Consider the following 20232-nt stretch of genomic DNA (forward strand, 5'->3'; position numbering starts at 1 on the left):
AAATCGTCATGACTGAACTCAAAACCGGCGGCGCCCAAGGCTACTTGCGCATCGCCACCGAGGAAGCTTTCGCCACGCAGGAACAGATCGACGTGTTCCTGCGGATGATCCGCGATGGCACGGCCGACAAGGGCATGGTCTCGCTCTGGGGGTTCTACGCGACCAGCCCCTCCGAACGCGCGATGCAGATCATGGAGCGGCTGCTCGATCTCGGCGAGCGGCGGATTGCGGATATGGACGCGACGGGGATCGACAAGGCGATCCTCGGGCTGACCTCGCCAGGTGTGCAGCCGATGCTCGATCTGGACGAGGCCAAGGGCATCGCCGCGCGGGCCAATGACCGCCTCGCAGCAGACTGCGAAAAGTATCCGGATCGCTTCATCGGGCTCGGCACCGTGGCGCCGCAGGATCCGGAATGGTCCGCAGCGGAAATCCGCCGGGGCGCTGACGAGCTGGGCTTCAAGGGCATCCAGATCAACAGCCACACGCAAGGCGAATATCTCGACGACCCCAGGTTCGATCCGATCTTCCGCGCGCTGTGCGATGTGGGCCAGCCGCTCTATATCCACCCCGCGACACCGCCGGACGGCATGATCGGCCCGATGCTCGAAGCAGGGCTCGATGGGGCGATCTTCGGATTTGGCGTGGAAACCGGGATGCATCTCCTCCGCCTCATCACCATCGGCATTTTCGACAAGTACCCGGACCTGCAGATCATGGTAGGCCATATGGGCGAGGCGCTGCCCTACTGGCTCTACCGGCTGGACTACATGCACCAGGCGGGCGTGCGCTCGAAACGGTACGAGCGGATGAAGCCGCTGAAAAAGACCATTGCCGAATACATGCGCTCCAACGTGCTGATCACCAATTCGGGCATGGCGTGGGAGCCGGCGATCAAGTTCTGCCAGCAAGTGCTGGGCGAGGACCGGGTGATGTATGCCATGGACTATCCATACCAGTATGTGCCGGACGAAGTGCACGCGATGGATGCGATGGACATGAGCCTGGAACTCAAGAAAAAGTTCTTCCAGACCAACGCCGAGCGTTGGTTCAAGCTCTGAAAACGGGAGACGGGTATGTACGCGATTGCAGGTGCTTCGGGTCAGCTTGGGCAACTGGTGCTGGCCGGGCTGATCGAGAAAGTCGGCGCGGACAAGGTGGTCGCGCTGGTGCGCACGCCGGCCAAGCTGGCGGACGCGGCTGCCATGGGCGTGAATGTGCGCGCGTTCGATTATGACGCGGTCGATCCGGCGGCGCTGGCGGGTGTCAAGCGGCTGCTCCTGATTTCGGCGAATGAAGTCGGCAAGCGCGGACCGCAGCATCAGGCCGTGATCGATGCGGCAAAGGCGGCGGGCGTGGGCCTGATCGCCTATACCTCGATCCTTCATGCGCCAACCTCGACCATCGGCCTTGCCGAGGAACACCGTGAGACCGAGGCCGCGCTGGCTGTGAGCGGGGTGCCGCATATCCTGCTGCGCAATGGCTGGTACCACGAGAACTACACCGGCTCGCTCGGCCCCTCGATCGAGCACGGCGCAATCATCGGCGCGGCGGGTGCGGGGCGGATCTGTTCGGCTTCGCGCGCGGACTATGCGGCAGCGGCGGTGGCGGCGCTGGTGGATGGCGGGGCGGGCGATATCCACGAGCTTGCGGGCGACGAGGCTTTCACCATGGCCGAGTTCGCCGCGCATGTCGCGCGCATTGCCGGCAAGCCGGTGGCCTATGTCGACATGAGCCAGGCCGACTATGCCGCCGCGCTGGAAGGCGCGGGGCTGCCCGGCTGGCTGGCGGCGATGCTGGCGAATTCGAGCGTCGCCTCAAGCCAGGGCGCGCTCTTCGATGACGGCCATGCGCTCTCGCGGCTGATCGGGCGGTCGACCACGCCGATTGCGGATGCCATCGCGGCGGCGCTGGCTTGAACGCGCCGCAGCTGCCCACCGCTGTCGCCAAGGGCGGGCGCTACGCGCTCGTCCTGCTTGCGCTGACGCAGGCGATGAGCCTGCTCGACCGGCAGATCCTCGCGATCCTCGCGCCGGCGATCAAGAAGGACCTCGGTGTCGGCGATGCCGAGATGGGGCTACTTTACGGCACGGTCTTCGCACTGTTCTACGCGCTGTTCTCGCTGCCAGTGGGGCGGCTCGCCGATGGCTGGGTGCGCACGCGGCTGCTGGCGATCAGCCTGCTGTTCTGGTCCGCTGCGACGGGGCTTGCGGGCCTCACCACCAGCTTTGCCATGCTGGCGCTTTCGCGGCTGGGCGTGGGGATCGGGGAGGCGGCAACTTCGCCTGCGGGCACCTCGCTGCTCTATGACTATTGGCCCCGGCAGCAGCGCGGTTTCGTCATGGCGGTCATGGCCTCGGCCATCGCGCTGGGGCTGGGCGGCTCGCTGATCCTCGGCGGCCTTGCGGCAAACTGGTGGGACATGGCGCATCCCGGTGCGGCGCTGCGGGGCTGGCAGTTCGCGTTCCTCGTCGCCGCCGCGCCCGGCTTTATCCTCGCGGCCTTCCTGTGGACCTTGCGCGAGCCCGAGCGCGGCCTGATGGACGGTATCGCCACCCCGCCCGATCCGCGCCCGTTCGCCGCGAGCCTCGAGATGCTCGGCGCGGTTATGCCGGGCTTTCATCTCATCGTGATGCGCGCGCGGGCCGCTTCGCCCGCCATGATCGCCCGCAATCTCGTGCTGATGGGCGTCATCGCTGCGGCCATGGTCACGCTGATCGCGGCGAGCACCGCGATCTCGCCGCGTCCGCCGCTGATGTTCGGGAGTGCGGCGATCAATCCGCATGCCCTGCAATGGGGGGTGATCGGGCTCGGTCTGCTGGTGATCGTCAACCTCGTGCAGAGCGTGAGCCTTTCTGACCCCCAGGCCAGCCGGGTGATCCGCGGTTCGCCCACGGTGATCATGTGCATGGCGGTCGGCACCCTGCAATCGGTGCTCAACTACGGGATGATGGCGTTCAACCCCACGTTCCTGATCCGCACCTACCACCTCTCGCTGGGCGAGACGGCGCTCAAGTTCGGGCTGCTTTCGGCGGGGATGGGCATTGTCGGGCCGCTGCTGTGGGGGCCGCTTTCGGACCGGTTGCAGAAGCGCTGGCCGGGCTCCGGCCGCGCGGGCGTGGCGCTCTTCGCGATGACGGCATCGCCGCTGATGTCGCTCTGGGTCTATACCGCGCCCGATGCGGCAACCTTCTTCTGGCGCTTCCTGCCCTACAGCTTCGTGCTGACCGGCTGGATGCCGCCGCTCTACGCCATCATGTACGAGCAGGTGCTGCCCCGGATGCGCGGGCTGACTTCGAGCCTCTACCTGCTGGTGATGACCATTCTGGGCCTTGGCATCGGGCCTTATGTCGTGGGACTGTTGTCGGATGCGACGGGCAATCTGCGCTTTGCCATGCTCAGCATCAACTGGGTGGCCGTGCCGATCGCGGTGCTGATGATCCTGATCGCCCGCCGCGCCGAGCGCGATGAGCAGGGCCTGCTGGCGCGGGCGGCGGGGTAGAGGACTGGTTTGATCCCGCAGATCGTGCTACGACGTCAGTACGTTGTAACACATTGAGGTCTGCCATGACCGAAGCGACATTTACCTTCCGCGTCGAAGAGCAACTCAAAAGTGCCTTTGCCCTAGCGGCCAAAGCGCAGGATCGCACAGGTGCGCAGCTTCTGCGAGACTTCATGCGCGAATTCGTCCGCAATCAGCAGCAGATGGCGGAGCATGATGCATGGTTCCGCAGGGAAGTTCAGACAGGCATTGAGGCAGCGAATGCGGGCGATCTGATCGCGGCAGATGATGTTGAAGCGGAATCGGCGCTCTGGCGGGATAACTTGCGGCGCAAGTCTGCGTGAACCTGCTCTGGACCGGTGCCGCACTGGCAGACCGGCGCGCCATTCGTGATTACATTGCGGAACGCAATCCAGGTGCGGCGCTTGCCTTGGATGAACTCGTGTCGGAGCGTAGCAGTCAGCTATCCTCGCACCCAGCGATGGGGCGGCCCGGGCGCGTAGTGGGGACCCGCGAACTGGTGCTCCACCCCAATTACATCCTGATCTACGACGTGACGGCGGATAGCGTTCGAGTGTTGCGCATTCTTCACGCTGCCCGGCAATGGCCGCCGCGTGACGGCGCGTGAACCGCCCTAACGCCCCCTCTTCGCTGCCCCCGCGTTGAAATCGGGGTCCTTGTTCGCCACCCAATCAACAAACTTGCGCACGGCGGGGTTGGCGAGGAGCTGGTCCACATCCATCCCGGCGCGCTGCAGTTCGGAATTGGTGAAGTTGGTGATCAGCGTGTTCTGGCAGATCGCGTGCATCGGCACCGTCTCACGCCCGCCGCGGCTTTTGGGCACGGGGTGGTGCCAGACGATGGTGGCGCCGCAGGGGCGGCCGCAGAGCCAGCACGGCGGCGGGGGAGGGGCCTCTGCCGCTTCGTCCTCGTCGTCTCGCCAACCGCCTTTGGAATGCTTGCGGGCCATGCTTGTGCCTTTGGTTCAGCAGCAGAATTGCGCGGCGGCTCTACTCCGGTTCGGCTTCGCCCGCCAGACGCTCCAGCCAGGCTCGCGCCTGTTTGGGCTCACCCACAGCCTGCGCGCGCACCGGTCCGCGTGCGGCGAGGAACTGCTGGTGCAGCGTGAAGGGTTCGTCCAGCAGCAACTGCTCGCGCAATTCGGCGATCTCTTCGGCCATCGCTTCCAGTTCGGCAACCGCGGGCGCGGCGCGGGCGCGGTCGTGACGGTCCTGACGGTGGTCGAACAGGCCCCAGCTCCCCGCAGCGGTCACCTTGAGCGCGGCGATCAGCGCCTCGCGGTAGTCTGCCTCCAGCCCTTCACGGCGGCGGTCGAGGCGTTCGAGGCGGTCGGCACGGGCCACATCAGGTTCCTTTCGGGGTGTGGCAGGCATCTTACAAAACCTGCCATACCCACAGCTTTATCCCCAAGGGATAGCGCGCGCCGGAGCAGATGAAAATGGAGCGGTTCATCCAGTCATAGGGGCCATCGGGCGCGATGAACTCGGGCACGGTGCGGAAGTAGTAAGCTGCCGGATCGACCTCTTCCCCCGCCGCGAGCCGCGCCATGACTTCGGGCGGGCCATGGCGCAGGCCGCGATTGCGGATCTGGATGATGACGCCATCATCGGTTTCAAGCGCGTAGATCGCATCGGCCACGGTCACCCCGTCGGGGCGAGTGAGCTGCCAGTCTGCGGCGTTGCCCACCAGCCTGCCCTTGATGCGAGGGCCTTCGACGCGCCCGCCGCCGAGGATGGGAATGATCCGCCGCGTGCCGTCATACGTCGTGCCGATGGGGATCGGCGGTTCGAGATCGCCGGTCGCCTCGTAGACGAATTCGAGATCGGGCTTGATCACGGCTTGACCGGTGCGCGCACGATGGCGTGGAAGTAGTCCAGCACTTCCGGCGTGAGCCATTCCGGCTCGACCGGCGGGTTGTAGCTCAGCTTCACGATCACCGTGTGCGTCTGGGGGTGGACGTAGATGAACTGCCCGGCGAGCCCGACCGCGCTGAAGGCGCCGGGTTCGCTGTCGACCTGCCAGGTCTGGAAGCCATAGCCCTTGAACTCGGTCTTGCGGCCGGAGCCGGCGGGGAAGGGGATCATCGTGGTCATCTGGCTCACCCAACCGGCGGGGATCACTTGGCTGCCGTTCACCTTGCCGCCGTCGAGCATCATCTGCCCGATCCGGCCAAAATCGCGCAGTACCGCGTTGTAGCCCATGCCATTGAGTGCGCGGCCGGTGCCGGGCGGGCCATCGGCCAGCCAGAAGGCCCCCGCTTCAGCGCCGAGCGGACCCCACAGGCGGCTGGCGGTGTAGCTCTCCAGCTTTTCGCCTGTCGCGCGTTCAAGGATCCAGCCGAGCACGGCGGTATCGAGCGTGGCGTAGTTGAACGTGCTGCCCGGCGCGGTTTTCTTGCCGATGGTCACGGCAGGATCGGCAAAACGCATCTGGTTGCGCACGATCGCTTTCATGTGGATCATCGCGGCGAGGCTGGGGTGCTCGCCGAAATCGTAGCGCTCCTCATAGTCTACACCCGAACGCATCTGCATGATCTGGCGGATCGTGGCATCGCCGTAGCCCCCGGCCTTGAGTTCGGGGACATAGTCCCCCACCTTGTCGTCGAGCGAGCGGATCTTGCCTTCATGAAGCGCGATGCCGATGAGCAGTGCGGTGATCGTCTTGGCCATCGAGAACGAGATGAAGTGCGTCGCGGCGTCCGACTTGTTGCGGTAGTCCTCGAAGACAATCTTGCCGTCCTTCAACACCAGCAGGGCGTTGGTGAAGGTGCGGTCTGCCCAGGCACCATAGCCCATCGCCCCCGCGGCGGCGGACTGGTGCTGCGGCATGGCAAGCGCGGGGCCGGCGGCGAGCGGCGAGATCGGACCGGAACGCGGCACGGCGCGGCTTTCGAAGACCTTGTCCGTATCGCGGAAGGTGAAGCTGTTGATCGCCGGGTTGAGCCATTGCTCGCGCATGGAGATGACGGCGGGCGATGGGCCGGCAGGAGCGACCGATTGCGCGGAAACGGCCACGGGGGCAAGCGCAACGCTCGCAGCCAGAACGGCATGCCACAGGCGAACAGACATCAGACTCTCCCTATCCGATTATTGTTATGCATAATAGCAATAATCGGAGAGGGCGGAAAGGGCTTTCAGGCGGCGAGTCCGATATCGGCCGCATCGGCCCAGTTGCCGTGGAGGCCGAAGCGCAGGCGGATGGGGATCTGCACCGTGGCGACCGGGCCCTTGGCGATTTCGAGCGCATCGAAAATCAGGAGGTCGCTGCGGTGTTCCTCCAGCCGGTTGCAGACCTGGAGTATCCAGCCATCCCCTTCGGGCGCTGTCTTGCTGCGGGGGACGAAGCAGGGCTCCTGCAGGCTGCTCACGGGGCCGCACCACCAATGCTGCTCGACGCCGGTTTCGAGGTCCTTGTGGAACAGGCAGTTCATGATGAGCCCGCCGGCGCTGCCACCCTTTAGTTCGACCGGGCGGCGGACGTCCATTTCAAGGAACCAGCCGTAGCGCGTCTTCGCACCCGTAAAGCGATCATCGATGCGGGGGAACTCGCCCATCGAATCCGAGAGCTTGTTGATTGCGGCAAAGTCCTCGCCGTTGCTGGCCATGTCGACCACCCAGTCGGTCGGATAGCTCATCGCTTCCATCCCGTTGAACGGCGCGCCGTGCACGTCCGGGAAGAAGGGGAACATGTTGTTCTTCGCCTCGCAGGTGACGAAGTGGACCTTGGTCCCCTCCTGCCAGGCATTGAGCACATGGCTGGCGAAGCAGTTGCCGCGCTTGAACCAGCGGATATCGGCCTGCGTCACCCCGTCGCGGCGGGGGATCACGCCGAGATAGACCGGCATGGTGGTGTCGAAGCCGAAGTGGGGGAGGCCCTGTTCCAACCGCTCCCAGCTGCCGATCGAGGGCACGATATGGAGCACGAGGTAATCCTCGGTGATCCCGAAATCGTGCATCATGCAGTAGTAGGGCGCCTTGAACCACACCTCGCGGATGAGCTCACCCTCGGGGCTCACTTCCATATATGTCACATCGTCGGTGCACAGGCCGCTGGCGGCATAGCCGATGGCGACCATGTTACCGGTGCGCGGATCGACCTTGGGGTGCGCGGTGAAGGTCTGGCCGGTCATCTTGCCGCCGAACTTCTCGTAGCCATGGGTTTCCAGGGTCGCCGGGTCCATCACAAGGCCGGGGCTGTCTTCCTTCAGGGCCCAGAGCTTGCCGCCGAAGACGAAGGCGTTGGTATTGGCGGTGCCGCGGATTTCGTCCTTCACGCTTTCGTCGTCGGTCAGCGGATTGCGGTAGGCACCGAACAGGCCCTTGCCAGCCGCCTTTTCCAGCTTCCACTTGTCGGTCTTCGCCCAGCGCTGGGCAAAATCGACCTGGCCATCGTGGATATGAAAGCGGGTGATCATGCCATCGCCGTTGAACGCGATATCGTCGCCCAGCCGCGGGGGAAATTGCGGGTCGGGCTGGACGCGGAAGAATGCGCCGTTTAGCTCTTGGGGGATCGTGCCATCGTGCGCGAGGTCGGCGATGTCCGCCTCGATCCGCGAGGGTGTGTTGAACCCGGTGAAGCTTGGGCTGGAGGGGAATTGGGCCACGATCAGGTCCTCTCTTGCGCGTTTTCGCTTGGGGTGTGATTGTAAGTGTTGCTAACGAATAGGCAAGGCGGAACAAGCGCCAGGAATGGGGATGCGGCATTGATCAAGGACAAGTTTGCCGACGCGGTGACAGCTCCGCCGCCCGATGAGGGCGAAGCCGATATCGGCGCGATCAAGGACATTCTGGGTTTCCACATCCGCCTCGCGCATGGGGCGTGCCTGAGGCACTTCACCGAGACGTTCACCGATCTCGATCTCACGCAGAAGCAGGTGTCGGTGTTGTGGCTGGTGGATGACCATCCCGGCATCGCGCAGACCGATCTGGCGCAGCGCCTGCGCATGGACCGCGCGACCACGATGGCGATCATCAACCGCCTGCAAGCCAAGCATTTCCTCCGCCGCGACCGTTCCGACAAGGACGGCCGCAAGCAGGCGCTGTTCCTTGAAGAGCCGGGCAAGGCGATGCTTGCACGCGCCAAGCTGGCGATTGGCGAGCATGAGGCCTGGGTGAAGAGCCGCTTCAGCGACAAGGAAGTGCGCCAGCTGATCGAACTGCTTTCGCGCATTCATGAGTGATGGCGTGATTCGCCAGTGATTTCCTCCCACTTCCGCTCACCCTGAGCCTGTCGGAGGGTGCTGGCGCGACGGTCGGGAATGATGCTTCGAAAAGCTCAGCATGAGCGGGTTTTGGTTGAACGGATACAACATTGAGGCAGCACCTTTGAACGCTGCCCACCGGGGAGTAAGAACAAGATGAACACCGATCCGCGCGAGATCATTCGTGCCACGCCGATGAGCGCGGCGCAGTGGATCGCCGTCGTGCTGATGATCGCCTTGAACGCGCTCGACGGGTTCGACGTGCTTTCGAGCGCCTTTGCCGCGCCGGGCATCGCCAAGGAATGGGGCATTGCGCGCGATGCGCTGGGCGTGGTGCTGGCGATGGAACTGATCGGCATGGGGGTCGGCTCGATCCTGCTCGGCGGCGCGGCGGACCGGTTTGGCCGGCGTCCGACGATGCTGGGGTGCCTCGTCGTCATGGCGAGCGGCATGGCGCTGGCGACGACCGCGCAGAACCCGCAGATGCTCGGGCTGTGGCGCTTCATCACCGGCCTCGGCATCGGCGGCATGCTGGCGGCGATCAACGCAGTGACGGCCGAGCTTTCGAGCGCCAAGGGCCGCAGCCTTGCGATGTCGCTGATGGTGATCGGCTATCCGCTGGGCGCGACCATCGGCGGGACGATTGCGGCCTTGCTGCTCAAGAGCGGCGATTGGCGCGTGGTTTTCGAGTTTGGCGCAATTGCCACGGTGGTGTTCATTCCGCTGATCTGGTTCTGCGTGCCCGAAACCCCGGCCTATCTGCTGGCCCGCCGCCCGGCGCGCGCGCTGGAGCGGATCAATGCGGCGATGGCCAAACTGCGCTTGCCCGGGATCGACGCGCTGCCGCCCGTCGACGCGCGTGACAGCAAGGCGAGCGTGCTCGATATCCTGAAGCCCGGCCTCATCGGCACCACGCTGGTCCTCACTGTGGGCTACTCGCTTCACGCGATTACCTTCTACTATATCCTCAAATGGTCCCCCAAGATCGTGGCGGACTTCGGCTTTGCCGCGCCGCAGGCGGCCAGTGTGCTGGTCTGGGCCAATGTCGGCGGGGCGACCGGGGGTGCGCTGTTCGGCTTCCTCATGCACCGCTTCGGGATCAAGTGGCCGACTATCGTCATGCTGCTGCTGGGCGCGGCGGCGGTCGCGGTGTTTGGCCTCGGCGGTAGCGAGACCACGCTCGTCGGCTGGCGCTTTGCGGTGTTCTGCACCGGCTTTGCCACCAATGCCGCCATCGTCGGCTTCTACAGCGCGTTTGCCCATGGCTTCCCGGCGCATGTCCGCGCCACCGGCACCGGCTTTGCCATCGGCGCGGGGCGTATCGGAGCGGCGGGATCACCGATCCTTGCCGGCGATCTCTTCGCCAAGGCAGGGCTCTCGCTGTTCACCGTCTCGGCGATCATGGCATGCGGTTCGGTCATGGCCGCAGCGCTAATGCTCATGCTTGCCCTTAGAGAGGCTGATTGAGGCGCGAACCCGATTGAACCCAAGCCTCGCTTTGCCTATCGGCAAGGCACACCATTCCCCGGGGAGGACTAGCCCATGAAGACCCGCGCCGCCGTTGCGTTCGAAGCCAAGAAGCCGCTCGAGATTGTCGAGCTCGATCTCGAAGGCCCCAAGGCCGGTGAAGTGCTGGTCGAGATCATGGCGACCGGCATCTGCCACACCGATGCCTACACGCTCGACGGGTTCGACAGCGAGGGCATCTTCCCCTCGGTGCTCGGCCATGAAGGCGCGGGCATCGTGCGCGAAGTGGGGGCGGGTGTGACGTCCGTGAAGCCCGGCGATCACGTGATCCCGCTCTACACGCCCGAATGCCGCCAGTGCAAAAGCTGCCTTTCGGGCAAGACCAACCTGTGCACCGCGATCCGCGCCACGCAGGGCAAGGGCCTGATGCCGGACGGCACCTCGCGCTTCTCGTACAAGGGCCAGACCGTGTTCCACTACATGGGCTGCAGCACCTTCTCGAACTTCACCGTCCTGCCAGAAATCGCGCTCGCCAAGATCCGTGAAGACGCGCCGTTCCAGTCGAGCTGCTATATCGGCTGCGGCGTGACGACGGGCGTGGGCGCGGTGATCAACACCGCCAAGGTCCAGGTGGGTGACAATGTCGTGATCTTCGGCCTCGGCGGCATCGGGCTCAACGTGATCCAGGGCGCGCGTCTTGCTGGCGCCAACAAGATTATCGGTGTCGACATCAACCCGGACCGTGAGGAATGGGGCCGCAAGTTCGGCATGACCGACTTCCTCAACACCAGGGGCATGAGCCGCGAGGACACCGTGGCGGCGATCGTCGCGCTGACCGACGGCGGCGCGGACTACACCTTCGATGCCACCGGCAACACCGAAGTGATGCGCACCGCGCTCGAAGCCTGCCACCGCGGCTGGGGCACGAGCATCATCATCGGCGTGGCCGAAGCGGGCAAGGAAATCAGCACGCGTCCGTTCCAGCTCGTCACGGGCCGCAACTGGCGCGGCACCGCCTTCGGCGGCGCCAAGGGCCGCACCGATGTGCCCAAGATCGTCGACATGTACATGCAGGGCAAGATCGAGATCGATCCGATGATCACCCACGTCATGGGCCTCGAGGAAATCAACACCGCATTTGATCTGATGCACGCTGGCAAGTCGATCCGCTCGGTCGTGGTGTTCTGAAACCCCGGACCGAGCGACCGCCGGAGGGGCCTTTGCAACCATTGCACTCCGGCAGCGAAAACAACTGGCCCCTCTCGCGCCGCGCAGCCTTGTCCGGCCTTGCCATCACGACATTTGCCGTGATGGCCGGGCCGGGGGCGCGCGCCGCGGGCGTTCGCCCGAGCTCGCTCGCCTTTCGGCAAGTTGATGTTTTTTCGCCCGTGCCATTTCGCGGCAATCCCCTGGCAGTCGTCGTCGCCGCCGATGAACTGACCGATGAGCAGATGAAGCTCTTCTCCAGGTGGACCAATCTGAGCGAAACCACGTTCCTGCTGCGCCCGACCAATCCGCAGGCCGACTACCGCGTTCGCATCTTTTCGCTGGGCGAAGAATTGCCGTTTGCCGGCCACCCGACGCTCGGCAGCTGTCACGTCTGGCTTGCTACCGGGGGCCAGCCGAGAAGCGCCGAGATCGTTCAGGAATGCGGCATAGGTTTGGTCCGCTTGCGGGGAACCGCAGGACGGCTCGCGTTCGACGCCCCGCCGCTGCGCCGATCCGAGCCGATCGATCCGGACACGCTTGGCCGGATCCGGCTTGGGCTTGGTCTCGCGGAGGACGAGATTGTCGCCTCCCGCCTGCTCGATGCCGGGCTGGAACAGTCGGCAGTGCTGATCAGGAGCCGCGAACGCCTGCTGGGAGTGAAGCCGGATTGGGCCAAACTGCGCATGGACGGGGTCGGCCTGATCGCTCATTGGGGCGGCTCTTCCGGTGGAGACCATCCTGATTTCGAAGTGCGGGTGTTCGATTCGACCCTGTCCGGAGGCGAAGACCCGGTCACCGGTAGCTTCAACGCCAGCGTTGCGCGGTGGCTGATCGGTGCCGGATTGGCGCCGGATCATTATGTGGTCAGCCAGGGGACCGTGCTTGGGCGGGAAGGAAGGGTCTATGTCGACCGCGTCGCTGATCGTTTCTGGATCGGCGGCGATATCACGGACCGGATCACGGGCACTTTGGCGATCTGACCGGGCTTTGGGCACGCATGTGCCTGCTTGGGCGACGTTTTTTGGATAGAAGAAAGAGAGGCTTTGCATGTTTACTCATACCGTTCTCGGCACCAACGATCTCGAAAGGTCGCGCGCGTTCTACACCGATGTGATGGGCGCGCTGGGCTATCAGGCGGTGCCGTTGCCGAATGGCACGCTATTCCCGGCCGCCACTGGTGCTCTGATGATCAGAACGCCCGCCAATGGCGAGGCGCATACCTGGTCGAACGGCTTCACGCAGGGCTTTGCCGCCAAGACCTTTGCCGAAGTCGATGCGTTCCACGCGGCAGGCCTTGCCAATGGCGGCACCTGCGAAGGCCCTCCGGGTGTGCGCGAGAACGCACCGGGCAAGCAGTATGGCGCTTACTTGCGCGATACGGACGGCAACAAGATCTGCGCTTTCGCGCCGAACCCGAACGCCTGAACCCACTTCAACTGTTCCTGAGGCTGCCCGCGCGGCGGCCTCAGGCGAGGCGCATCAGCATCGCTCCGCATGCGATGATCGCGGCGGCCGCAATGCGCGGCGGGCCGACGCGCTCACGCAGCACAAAGGCCGAGATCGCCGTCGCAAACAGGATCGAGGTTTCGCGCAGCGCCGCGACCATTGCGATGGGGGCCATCGTCATCGCCCAGAGCGCAATGGAATAGGACACGATAGTCCCCAGCCCGCCGAGCAATCCGATCGGCCAGTTCCGGCGGATATAAGCGGAGGCTGCTGCCCCGCGCGAACGCATCGCCCAGGCTATCATCGCGAGGCCCGTGAGGAGCGAGAGCCACAGCGTGTAGGCAGTCGGCGTGCCGGAGAGCCGCGCGCCCGTGCCATCGATCAGCGTGTAGGCGGCGATGATCCCGGCATTGGCAAGCGCGGCGGTGAGGCCGGCCGGGCGCAGCGAGGCCCTAGCCCACAGCGCCATCGTAAGAATGCCCGCGCAGATCGTGGCGACGCCCAGCCAGGCGAGCGCGGGCAGCGCTTCGCCCAACCAGAACCGGCTGACCAGCGCCACCACCAGCGGTGCGCAGCCGCGCATCAGCGGATAGGCAAGGCTCATGTCGATTGTGCGATAGACCCTGACGAGCAGCCCGAGGTAGCCCACTTGCAGCAGCGCCGAGGCGGCCAGATAGGGCCAGCTTGCGCGCGCGGGCACGGGCAGGAACGGCAGAGCCACAATCGCGATCAGCGCCGCGCCGCCCATCACTAGCGTGGTGGAAAGCAGCGTATCGCCGCTGCCCTTGAGGAACGCGTTCCAGCTTGCGTGCAGCGAGGCTGCGAACAGGATGAGCGCGAAGACCGGGAGATCGATCATGTGGCCGGGCCCTGCGGAGGGCCGTTCACATTGCCGATATGCCGCCGTCCAGCTTGAGTTCGGCCCCGGTCATGAAGCGGCTCTCGTCGCTGGCGAGATAGAGCACGCCCTGCGCGATATCCTCGGGCACGCCGACGCGGCCGAGCGGGATCTGGCGGGCGAGCTTGCCCATGACGACGTCCTTCTCGATCCCCGCGTTCTTGCTGATGCCATCGAGGATCGGCGTATCGACGAATGTCGGGTGGACCGAATTGCAGCGGATGTCCCACCCGCGCTTGGCGCAGTAGAGCGCGACCGACTTGGACAGCATCCACACCGCTGCCTTGCTGGCGTTGTAGCCGGGCATGGTGTGCGAAGCGATGAGGCCCGCAATCGAGCTGATGTTGACGATCGAACCGGGCTGGTTGTCCTTCAGCAGCGGCAGCGCCTTCTGGCAGCCGAGGAACACCGAATCGACGTTGATCGCAAAGCCGCGGTGCCATTCTTCCAGCGTGCAGGTCTCGATATCGCCGCGTACGCCAACGCCCGCATTGTTGACGAGGACGGAAAGGCCGCCGAGCTTTTCTGCAGCCATGGCGATGGCCGCGTCCCAATCATCGGCGCTTGTCACATCGTGGCGCATGGCAAAGGCGGTGCCGGCGCCAAGCTCGGCGTTGATCGCCTCTGCCTGCGCGGCGGCGCCTTCGCCGTTGATATCGGTGAGCAGCACCTTTGCGCCTTCACGCGCAAGCAGTGCCGCATGGGCTGCGCCCAGCCCCTGTGCCGCACCGGTCACCAATGCCAGCTTGCCCGAAACCCTGCCCATCAGCTGCAATCCTCTCGTTTATTCTTTAAACCAGAGTGGGCTTAGCAGCAGGAGCATGCGCACGTCGATGGCGTAACCTTCGGTCCGTTTCGCGGCGAGGAAATCGGCGATCTGGCTGCGCGGGACGTGGTGGACCGTGATCCCCTCGCCCTCAACCCCGCCGCCCGGGCCAACGCGTTCCAGCTCGTAGGCGCGGAACAGCGTAAAGGCTTCGGTGACCATGCCGGGGCTGGAGTAGTATTCGCCAAGGTCTTCGATACGGCCTGCGCGGTAGCCGGTTTCTTCCTCCAGCTCCCGGATCGCGGCAGTGCCGGCTTCCTCGCCTTCACCGCCCGCGTCGTCGCCGATTAGGCCGGCGGGCAGCTCGATGCAGGCACGCCCAAGCGGGATGCGGAACTGCTCGACCAGCACGACCTCGTCATCGGGCGTGATCGCGAGGATCACCGCCGCCTTGATGCCGCGCGCGCGGCTCACGTATTCCCAGCGGCCCCGCGTCTTGGCGGTGATGAAGCGGCCCTGCCACTGCGTGATTTCGGGATCGGCGGCGTACTCTTCTTCAAGGCTCATACTTCGATCACCCGGTCCGGCAGTTCGTTTTCGTCGTCCTCTGCGCGCGGCAGATGCTGCGCGAGCACTTCGCCGACCTTACCGATGGCGGCGACCATGCCTTCGCCGACCTGCCCGGCGCGGATCGGGCCGAGCAACGCGTGCATGGCATCGCCCCAGACTTCCGGCGCAACTTTGCCGGCGATAGCCTCGTCCGCGATAATCTCGGCGCGGCGTTCGGCGAGCGAGAGGTAGATGAGGATACCGGTGCGCCCGGTGGTGCGCCCCTCCGCGCCGATGCGGAAGCAGGTGAGCGCACGTGCATGGACACGCGCCGCCTTGATCGGCGCAGGCGTGAGCGCGAGGCGCAAGGGGCGCCACGCCATGAGCAGCAGCATGGCGAGGAACTTGATCGCGGCAACCGTCAGCGCGATCCCCAGAACCTGGCGCGGGGTCCATTCATGTGCCCAGAGGCCCAGTATGCGTTCGATCAGGCCAAGGTAGAACGTTGGCGCGAGCTCCAGCGCGGCGAGTGCGAGGAAGGCGATCGAGATCGACCACGCGAGCGCGACGTCGCGGTATGCGTCGGACTGCGGGGTTACGATCGTCACGATCTCGCCCGCGCTGGTGAGCTCGGCTGCCGCGACGGCCTCGGCAATGCAGGTGCGGTCTGTGTCGGTCAGCATCTCACCAGCTCCCCGAAGAGCCGCCGCCGCCGAAGCTGCCGCCGCCACCCGAAAAGCCGCCGCCGCCGCCCCAGCCACCACCGCCGCCGCCGCCCCAGTCGGAGCCGCCTCCGCCCCAGCCGCCTGAGGGGAAGATCATAACACCGGGCGCGCCATAGCGCCGCCCGCCGCCACGCATCGCGCGCAGGAACGGGAGGACGAAGAAAAAGAAGAAGATCAGCAGGAAGATCACGGTTCCGGCATCGAAGCGGGGGCCCTTGGCTTTCTTGGCCTCGGCCCCGGCATCCGCCGCGACCTTGCGCGCCTGATCCTCGGGCAATTGCAGCTGCGCAATCAGCTGGTCCGTCGCCGCCGCGATGCCGCCGGGATAATCGCCTGCCTTGAACCGGGGCACCACCTCGCGCTGGATGATCACGCTGGAGAGCGCATCGGTAATGATGCCTTCGAGGCCGTAGCCGACCTCGAAGCGTACCTTATGTTCCTTGGGCGCGACGATCAGCAGAATGCCATCGTTGCGCTGCTTGTCGCCGATTCCCCAGGCACGGCCGAGCCGGTAGCCGTAGTCCTCGATCTCATAGCCCTCGAGATCGGGGATCGTCGCGATCACCATCTGGCGCTGCGACTGGGTTTCGAGCCCCGCCAACTTGGCATCGAGCGCTGCGATCTGCTCGGGCGAAAGCAGATGCGCTGCATCGACCACGCGGCCGGTGAGCTTGGGGAACGTCTGCGCAGCGGCGGGCCCGGCAAGGAAGGCCAGCGCGGCGATGAGGACAAGGAGGAGGCGCTTCATCGGCCGGGCTCTGCGCCCCGGCTCAGTTCGTCGCCGCCTTGCTCGCGCCTGCCGCACCGTTGTCGTTGGCCGCAGCTGCAGCCGGCGCGGCCGGTCCGTCGAAGCTCACTGCAGGGGCCGTATCGGCGCCCGGGGTGGTTGCGGCGAAGGGGACCATCGGCTTGGAGCCATAGATGACCTTGGCGCCGATGATCGCCGGGAAGGTGCGGATCGTGGTGTTATAGGCCTGGACCGCTTCGTTGTAGTCACGGCGGGCAACTGCGATGCGGTTCTCGGTGCCTTCAAGCTGGCTTTGCAGCGCGAGGAAGTTCTGGTTCGACTTGAGGTCCGGATAGGCCTCGACCGAAGCGAGCAGGCGGCCAAGGCCCTGCGAAAGCTGGCCCTGCGCAGCCTGATACTGGGCGATCTTGTCCGGGTCGGTCACGTCCGCCGCCGAAATCTGGATCGAGGTTGCCTTGGCGCGGGCCTCGGTCACCTTGGTCAGGGTGTCCTGCTCCTGCTTGGCATAGCCTTTCACCGTCGCGACCAGATTGGGGATCAGATCGGCGCGGCGCTGGTACTGGTTCTGCACGTCGGCCCACTTGGCCTTGGCGGCTTCCTCGGCGGTCGGGATCGAGTTCACCCCGCACCCGGCAAGGCCTGCGGCAGCCATGGCGACGAAAGCGAAACGGGAAAAGCGGGCAAGCAGTGAAGCGGCCATCGAGATGTGTTCCCTCAAGAGTTCCGGCGCGGGCGCGGCGGGTGTGCTCGCCAGAGAATGTAGCGGGTCCGCATGACCGTTCAAGGGCCCCCGCATCTTGGACAAGCCCGCTGCCCTGCATCGGACCACTTGTTACAAAGGTTTGCAGGTGGCACGAAGCGCATGGGTGAAGATGCCTGACAGGAGAATTACGGCATGGGCATGATGGGAGAGTTTCGGGATTTCGTCGCGCGCGGCAATGTCCTCGATCTGGCGGTCGGTGTGATCATCGGCGCGGCGTTCGGCAAGATCGTCACTTCGTTGACCGAGGACATGATCATGCCGGTGATCGGTGTCGCGACGGGCGGTGTCGATTTCACCAACAAGTTCGTCGTGCTCGGCAAAGTGCCCGATACCTACAAGGGTTCGCTGGCGGATTATGCGGCCCTTAAGGCGGCTGGCGTACCGATGCTGGGCTACGGCGCGTTCGTCACCGCGATCATCAGCTTCCTGCTGATGGCATTCGTGATCTTCCAGATCGTGCGTATGGCCAACCGGATGATGCCTGCACAGCCGGAAGCACCGGCGGCACCGGCCGGCCCGAGCGAGGTCGATCTGCTCACCGAGATCCGCGACGCGCTGAAGAAGGGCTGAGATCGGACGGAAGGGGCCCGCTTGCGCGCTCTGCCCCTTCCATTCCCCGCGCACCGTGCCTATATCGCTCGTGTCGGCTTCGGCCGGATATGACGATAAATTGTACCGTACAATAGGCGCAGCGGACCCGGGGGCGGTACCCGGCGGCTCCACCATCACCACCGGCTGGAACAGGCCGGGCTCTGTTGTCGCAGGGGTGTTGATGGGGCCGAACTAGGATCGACGTGTGTTGAAAAGCGGTATTTTCGTCCGGGCTGAGTAACCCGTTAAAGGCTCAAAACCCACAAGTGCCAACGACAACGAAGCACTCGCTCTCGCGGCGTAATCTGACGGCTTAACGGCCTGATCTTACAAAGCTAAAGCGCGGTTGAACCCACCGGGCAACAGAAGGGAATTCAGCGGTTCGGAGGCGTACCGGGCAACAGAAACGCCTCCACTTCATTTCAGCGCTGTGAATGCCCAGCCCCGGCGCCTCCCGCAGGCGGGTGGGGGGACTTGTTGGCTTTCGATCGCAAAAGGCGAACTCGTCGGCCCGTGCTTGACACGGGCCTTGGCTTTCCCTTTCGGCGCCGCGCCCGAAGGTAGCCGAACCCCGTGTCAAGCACGGGGCGACGGGTGAAGCACAGCCATTCGAGCTCGGTCGCTGCGGGGTGGACTGACCTCAGCCCTCAACCTCAACCGCCACCGCCTTGGCCTCGCGCTCATACTTCATCGCGTCCATGATCTTGGCGCCGGCCATGAACACGGCAAGGCAGCTTGCGAGGAACAGCAGCTTGCCGCCAAATCCCGGATACTGCGCCAGATAGATGTGCCCGCGCTCCGCTGATCCCAGCGCGAGGGCGTAGATGATTGCGCTAGCTTCGAACCGGTTCTTGATCACGAACAGGCGGCTGATCTTGCGCAGCAGAGAAGGCTTCTTGTGCATCACCACTCCTCCTCCGCAACCTTCGTGCCAGTTCAGCAATCACAGGGCCGCGTGGATACCTTAGTCTCCGCAATGTAAAGCATGGCGACAGGCCATGGTAAAGGCAGGGTTAATGTGCCCTGTGCCGTTTCAGGCCAGCGCTTCAAGGCCCAGCGCATCGAGCAGCGCGGCGCGCGCAGCGATCACGCTGGAAGCGAGCGAGTCGCTGCCGATATCGGCGGGATCGATCTGTTCGGGCCAGGCCTGGGCAATGAGCTTTTCCAGCATGTCAGCCCGTGCTTCGGTCAGGAGGAAGCGCGGATCGACAGTGGCAGGATCGGCGACAACCCGCAGGCGCAGGCAGGCGGGGCCGCCGCCGTTGGCCATCGACTGGCGCACATCGACGGGCAGCACGCGCCGGATCGGGCCATTGGAGGCGAGCATGCCATCGAGCCAGGCGCGGACTGCGGGGTGTTCCCACGCTTCGAGCGGGATGACGAGGCCCATCTCGCCGCCTGGAAGGGTGAGGAGTTGCGCGTTGAACAGGTAGCTGGCGATGGCGTCTGCCAGGCTGACGGCGCTGGCCGGTACGATGACGATTTCCGCTTCGGGCAGCGCAGCGCGGATCGCAGCGTAAGTGCCTTCGGGATCGGCGAAGGCCTGCTCGTGGGTGAACAGCACGCGCTCATTTGCCACGGCGACCACGTCGTTGTGGAAGGCGCCTGCCGCGATGGCTTCGCCGGACTGCTCGACGAAGAGGCAGCGGGCGGGGTTCAGGCCGTGGAGACGGGCGACGGCGCGGCTGGCCTGCTCGTGCTGGCGGGCGGGGAAGGCGCCGCCCCCTGAATCCTTGGTATGCTTGCCGTAGACGAATATCTCGAGGCCCGGCGCGGCGTGGGTGGTACCCATGCGCATGTGGTTGGCCGCGCCCTCATCGCCGAAGCAGGCGGGGACGGCATCGTGGACCACGAAATGCGCGCTGTCCGCGAACGCAAGGCGCAGCTGGCGCACAGTATCGGGCCATTCCTGCGAGCGGTGAGGCATGGTGACGAGGTTCGCCGCCGTCAGATGGCAGCGGCCGTCCGCAGTATCCGGCGCGGGGGAGACGGTGGCGGCGTTGGCGGTCCACATCGAGCTTGCCGACCATGCCGCGGCACGCAGGCGGCGTTCGGCTTCGTCGGCCGGATCGGTAAGGCCCAGCGCGCCGAGGAAGCCATGGTTGGGGCGCGGCAGCGGGCAAAGCAGGCCTTGCACGAGGCCGAGGCTCATGTTGTGGCGCATCTTGGCCACGCCCTGGAGCGCGGCGGCGCGAGGGTAGGAGGCATCGCCGCCGTGCTTTGCCGAAGCGAGATTGCCGAGGCTGAGGCCGGCGTAGTTGTGGCTCGGCCCGACGAGGCCGTCGAAATTGATCTCGACCAGATTCACGGGTGACTCCATCAAACAGTTCTTTGCGAACGATGCGTT

The 20232-nt window shown here is 65.2% G+C and carries 24 protein-coding genes and 1 other RNA gene; 12 read left to right on the plus strand and 13 right to left on the minus strand.

What is annotated here, in order from left to right; genetic code table 11:
• The first annotated feature begins 8 nt into the window (after nt 1-8).
• The 5 genes from ACO056_RS07410 (at nt 9) to ACO056_RS07430 (ending at nt 4130) form a co-directional block, all read left to right on the plus strand.
• Nucleotides 9-1061, plus strand: a complete 1053-nt coding sequence (locus ACO056_RS07410) for an amidohydrolase family protein (RefSeq protein WP_421854063.1) — start codon at nt 9-11, stop codon at nt 1059-1061.
• 15 nt (nt 1062-1076) lie between these two features.
• A complete protein-coding gene (locus tag ACO056_RS07415; RefSeq protein ID WP_421854066.1) occupies nt 1077-1919 on the plus strand; it encodes an NAD(P)H-binding protein in 843 nt (280 codons plus the stop codon).
• A complete protein-coding gene (locus ACO056_RS07420; protein WP_421854068.1) occupies nt 1916-3502 on the plus strand; it encodes an MFS transporter in 1587 nt (528 codons plus the stop codon). The genes ACO056_RS07415 and ACO056_RS07420 overlap by 4 nt, the downstream gene beginning before the upstream one ends.
• A gap of 65 nt (nt 3503-3567) precedes the next feature.
• Complete coding sequence (locus tag ACO056_RS07425; RefSeq protein ID WP_421854071.1) at nt 3568-3846, plus strand: CopG family ribbon-helix-helix protein; 279 nt, start codon at nt 3568-3570, stop codon at nt 3844-3846.
• Nucleotides 3843-4130: a type II toxin-antitoxin system RelE/ParE family toxin gene (locus ACO056_RS07430; protein ID WP_421854074.1), complete on the plus strand. Its 288-nt coding sequence runs from the start codon at nt 3843-3845 to the stop codon at nt 4128-4130. Before ACO056_RS07425 ends, ACO056_RS07430 begins: the two co-directional genes overlap by 4 nt.
• A gap of 6 nt (nt 4131-4136) precedes the next feature.
• Here ACO056_RS07430 and ACO056_RS07435 read toward each other — a convergent pair whose 3' ends face one another.
• The 5 genes from ACO056_RS07435 to ACO056_RS07455 all read right to left on the minus strand — a co-directional run bounded on the left by ACO056_RS07435 (nt 4137) and on the right by ACO056_RS07455 (nt 8126).
• Entirely contained in the window at nt 4137-4472 is a 336-nt protein-coding gene (locus ACO056_RS07435) for a hypothetical protein (protein WP_421854077.1), read from the minus strand.
• Nucleotides 4473-4512: 40 nt separating this feature from the next.
• A complete protein-coding gene (locus ACO056_RS07440; RefSeq protein ID WP_421854080.1) occupies nt 4513-4866 on the minus strand; it encodes a hypothetical protein in 354 nt (117 codons plus the stop codon).
• A gap of 31 nt (nt 4867-4897) precedes the next feature.
• Nucleotides 4898-5359: a DUF3237 domain-containing protein gene (locus tag ACO056_RS07445; RefSeq protein WP_421854083.1), complete on the minus strand. Its 462-nt coding sequence runs from the start codon at nt 5357-5359 to the stop codon at nt 4898-4900.
• The gene (locus ACO056_RS07450; protein WP_421854086.1) at nt 5356-6591 is read right to left on the minus strand and encodes a serine hydrolase domain-containing protein; all 1236 of its coding nucleotides are present in this window, start codon (nt 6589-6591) and stop codon (nt 5356-5358) included. The genes ACO056_RS07445 and ACO056_RS07450 overlap by 4 nt, the downstream gene beginning before the upstream one ends.
• Before the next feature lie 65 nt (nt 6592-6656).
• On the minus strand, nt 6657-8126 hold the full coding sequence (locus tag ACO056_RS07455) for a carotenoid oxygenase family protein (protein WP_421854089.1): 1470 nt from the start codon (nt 8124-8126) through the stop codon (nt 6657-6659).
• A 99-nt stretch (nt 8127-8225) separates the two neighbouring features.
• Between ACO056_RS07455 and ACO056_RS07460 the strand changes: the two genes are divergently transcribed.
• From ACO056_RS07460 to ACO056_RS07480, 5 genes are all read left to right on the plus strand, one after another.
• Nucleotides 8226-8702: a MarR family winged helix-turn-helix transcriptional regulator gene (locus tag ACO056_RS07460; RefSeq protein WP_421854092.1), complete on the plus strand. Its 477-nt coding sequence runs from the start codon at nt 8226-8228 to the stop codon at nt 8700-8702.
• A 177-nt stretch (nt 8703-8879) separates the two neighbouring features.
• Entirely contained in the window at nt 8880-10190 is a 1311-nt protein-coding gene (locus ACO056_RS07465) for an MFS transporter (protein ID WP_421854095.1), read from the plus strand.
• 75 nt (nt 10191-10265) lie between these two features.
• Entirely contained in the window at nt 10266-11378 is a 1113-nt protein-coding gene (locus ACO056_RS07470; protein WP_421854098.1) for an S-(hydroxymethyl)glutathione dehydrogenase/class III alcohol dehydrogenase, read from the plus strand.
• A gap of 32 nt (nt 11379-11410) precedes the next feature.
• Entirely contained in the window at nt 11411-12379 is a 969-nt protein-coding gene (locus ACO056_RS07475) for a PhzF family phenazine biosynthesis protein (protein ID WP_421854101.1), read from the plus strand.
• Between the two features lie 67 nt (nt 12380-12446).
• Nucleotides 12447-12824 (plus strand): VOC family protein, encoded by a 378-nt coding sequence (locus ACO056_RS07480; protein ID WP_421854104.1) that lies wholly within the window; start codon nt 12447-12449, stop codon nt 12822-12824.
• 40 nt (nt 12825-12864) lie between these two features.
• Here the strand turns inward: ACO056_RS07480 and ACO056_RS07485 are convergent, their stop codons facing one another.
• The 6 genes from ACO056_RS07485 to ACO056_RS07510 are packed head-to-tail and all read right to left on the minus strand — an operon-like array spanning nt 12865 to nt 17183.
• Nucleotides 12865-13704: an EamA family transporter gene (locus ACO056_RS07485; protein WP_421854107.1), complete on the minus strand. Its 840-nt coding sequence runs from the start codon at nt 13702-13704 to the stop codon at nt 12865-12867.
• A gap of 25 nt (nt 13705-13729) precedes the next feature.
• Complete coding sequence (locus tag ACO056_RS07490) at nt 13730-14509, minus strand: SDR family oxidoreductase (protein ID WP_421854110.1); 780 nt, start codon at nt 14507-14509, stop codon at nt 13730-13732.
• Between the two features lie 18 nt (nt 14510-14527).
• Nucleotides 14528-15076: an NUDIX hydrolase gene (locus ACO056_RS07495; protein WP_421854113.1), complete on the minus strand. Its 549-nt coding sequence runs from the start codon at nt 15074-15076 to the stop codon at nt 14528-14530.
• Nucleotides 15073-15741 (minus strand): TPM domain-containing protein, encoded by a 669-nt coding sequence (locus ACO056_RS07500; protein ID WP_421854116.1) that lies wholly within the window; start codon nt 15739-15741, stop codon nt 15073-15075. The genes ACO056_RS07495 and ACO056_RS07500 overlap by 4 nt, the downstream gene beginning before the upstream one ends.
• A gap of 1 nt (nt 15742) precedes the next feature.
• Entirely contained in the window at nt 15743-16531 is a 789-nt protein-coding gene (locus ACO056_RS07505; protein ID WP_421854119.1) for a TPM domain-containing protein, read from the minus strand.
• Between the two features lie 22 nt (nt 16532-16553).
• Complete coding sequence (locus ACO056_RS07510; RefSeq protein WP_421855355.1) at nt 16554-17183, minus strand: LemA family protein; 630 nt, start codon at nt 17181-17183, stop codon at nt 16554-16556.
• Nucleotides 17184-17432: 249 nt separating this feature from the next.
• On the opposite strand from ACO056_RS07510, the gene mscL reads away from it, so the two are divergent.
• Nucleotides 17433-17864, plus strand: a complete 432-nt coding sequence (gene mscL / locus ACO056_RS07515) for a large conductance mechanosensitive channel protein MscL (RefSeq protein WP_421855358.1) — start codon at nt 17433-17435, stop codon at nt 17862-17864.
• Nucleotides 17865-17897: 33 nt separating this feature from the next.
• Nucleotides 17898-18262: a transfer-messenger RNA gene (ssrA, locus tag ACO056_RS07520) on the plus strand.
• Between the two features lie 263 nt (nt 18263-18525).
• Here the strand turns inward: ssrA and ACO056_RS07525 are convergent.
• Nucleotides 18526-18771: a hypothetical protein gene (locus ACO056_RS07525; protein WP_421855361.1), complete on the minus strand. Its 246-nt coding sequence runs from the start codon at nt 18769-18771 to the stop codon at nt 18526-18528.
• Nucleotides 18772-18918: 147 nt separating this feature from the next.
• Nucleotides 18919-20193 (minus strand): N-succinylarginine dihydrolase, encoded by a 1275-nt coding sequence (locus ACO056_RS07530; protein WP_421855364.1) that lies wholly within the window; start codon nt 20191-20193, stop codon nt 18919-18921.
• Nucleotides 20194-20232 lie beyond the last annotated feature (39 nt).

The organism is Novosphingobium sp. (genome assembly GCF_965228995.1).
GTDB lineage: Bacteria > Pseudomonadota > Alphaproteobacteria > Sphingomonadales > Sphingomonadaceae > Novosphingobium.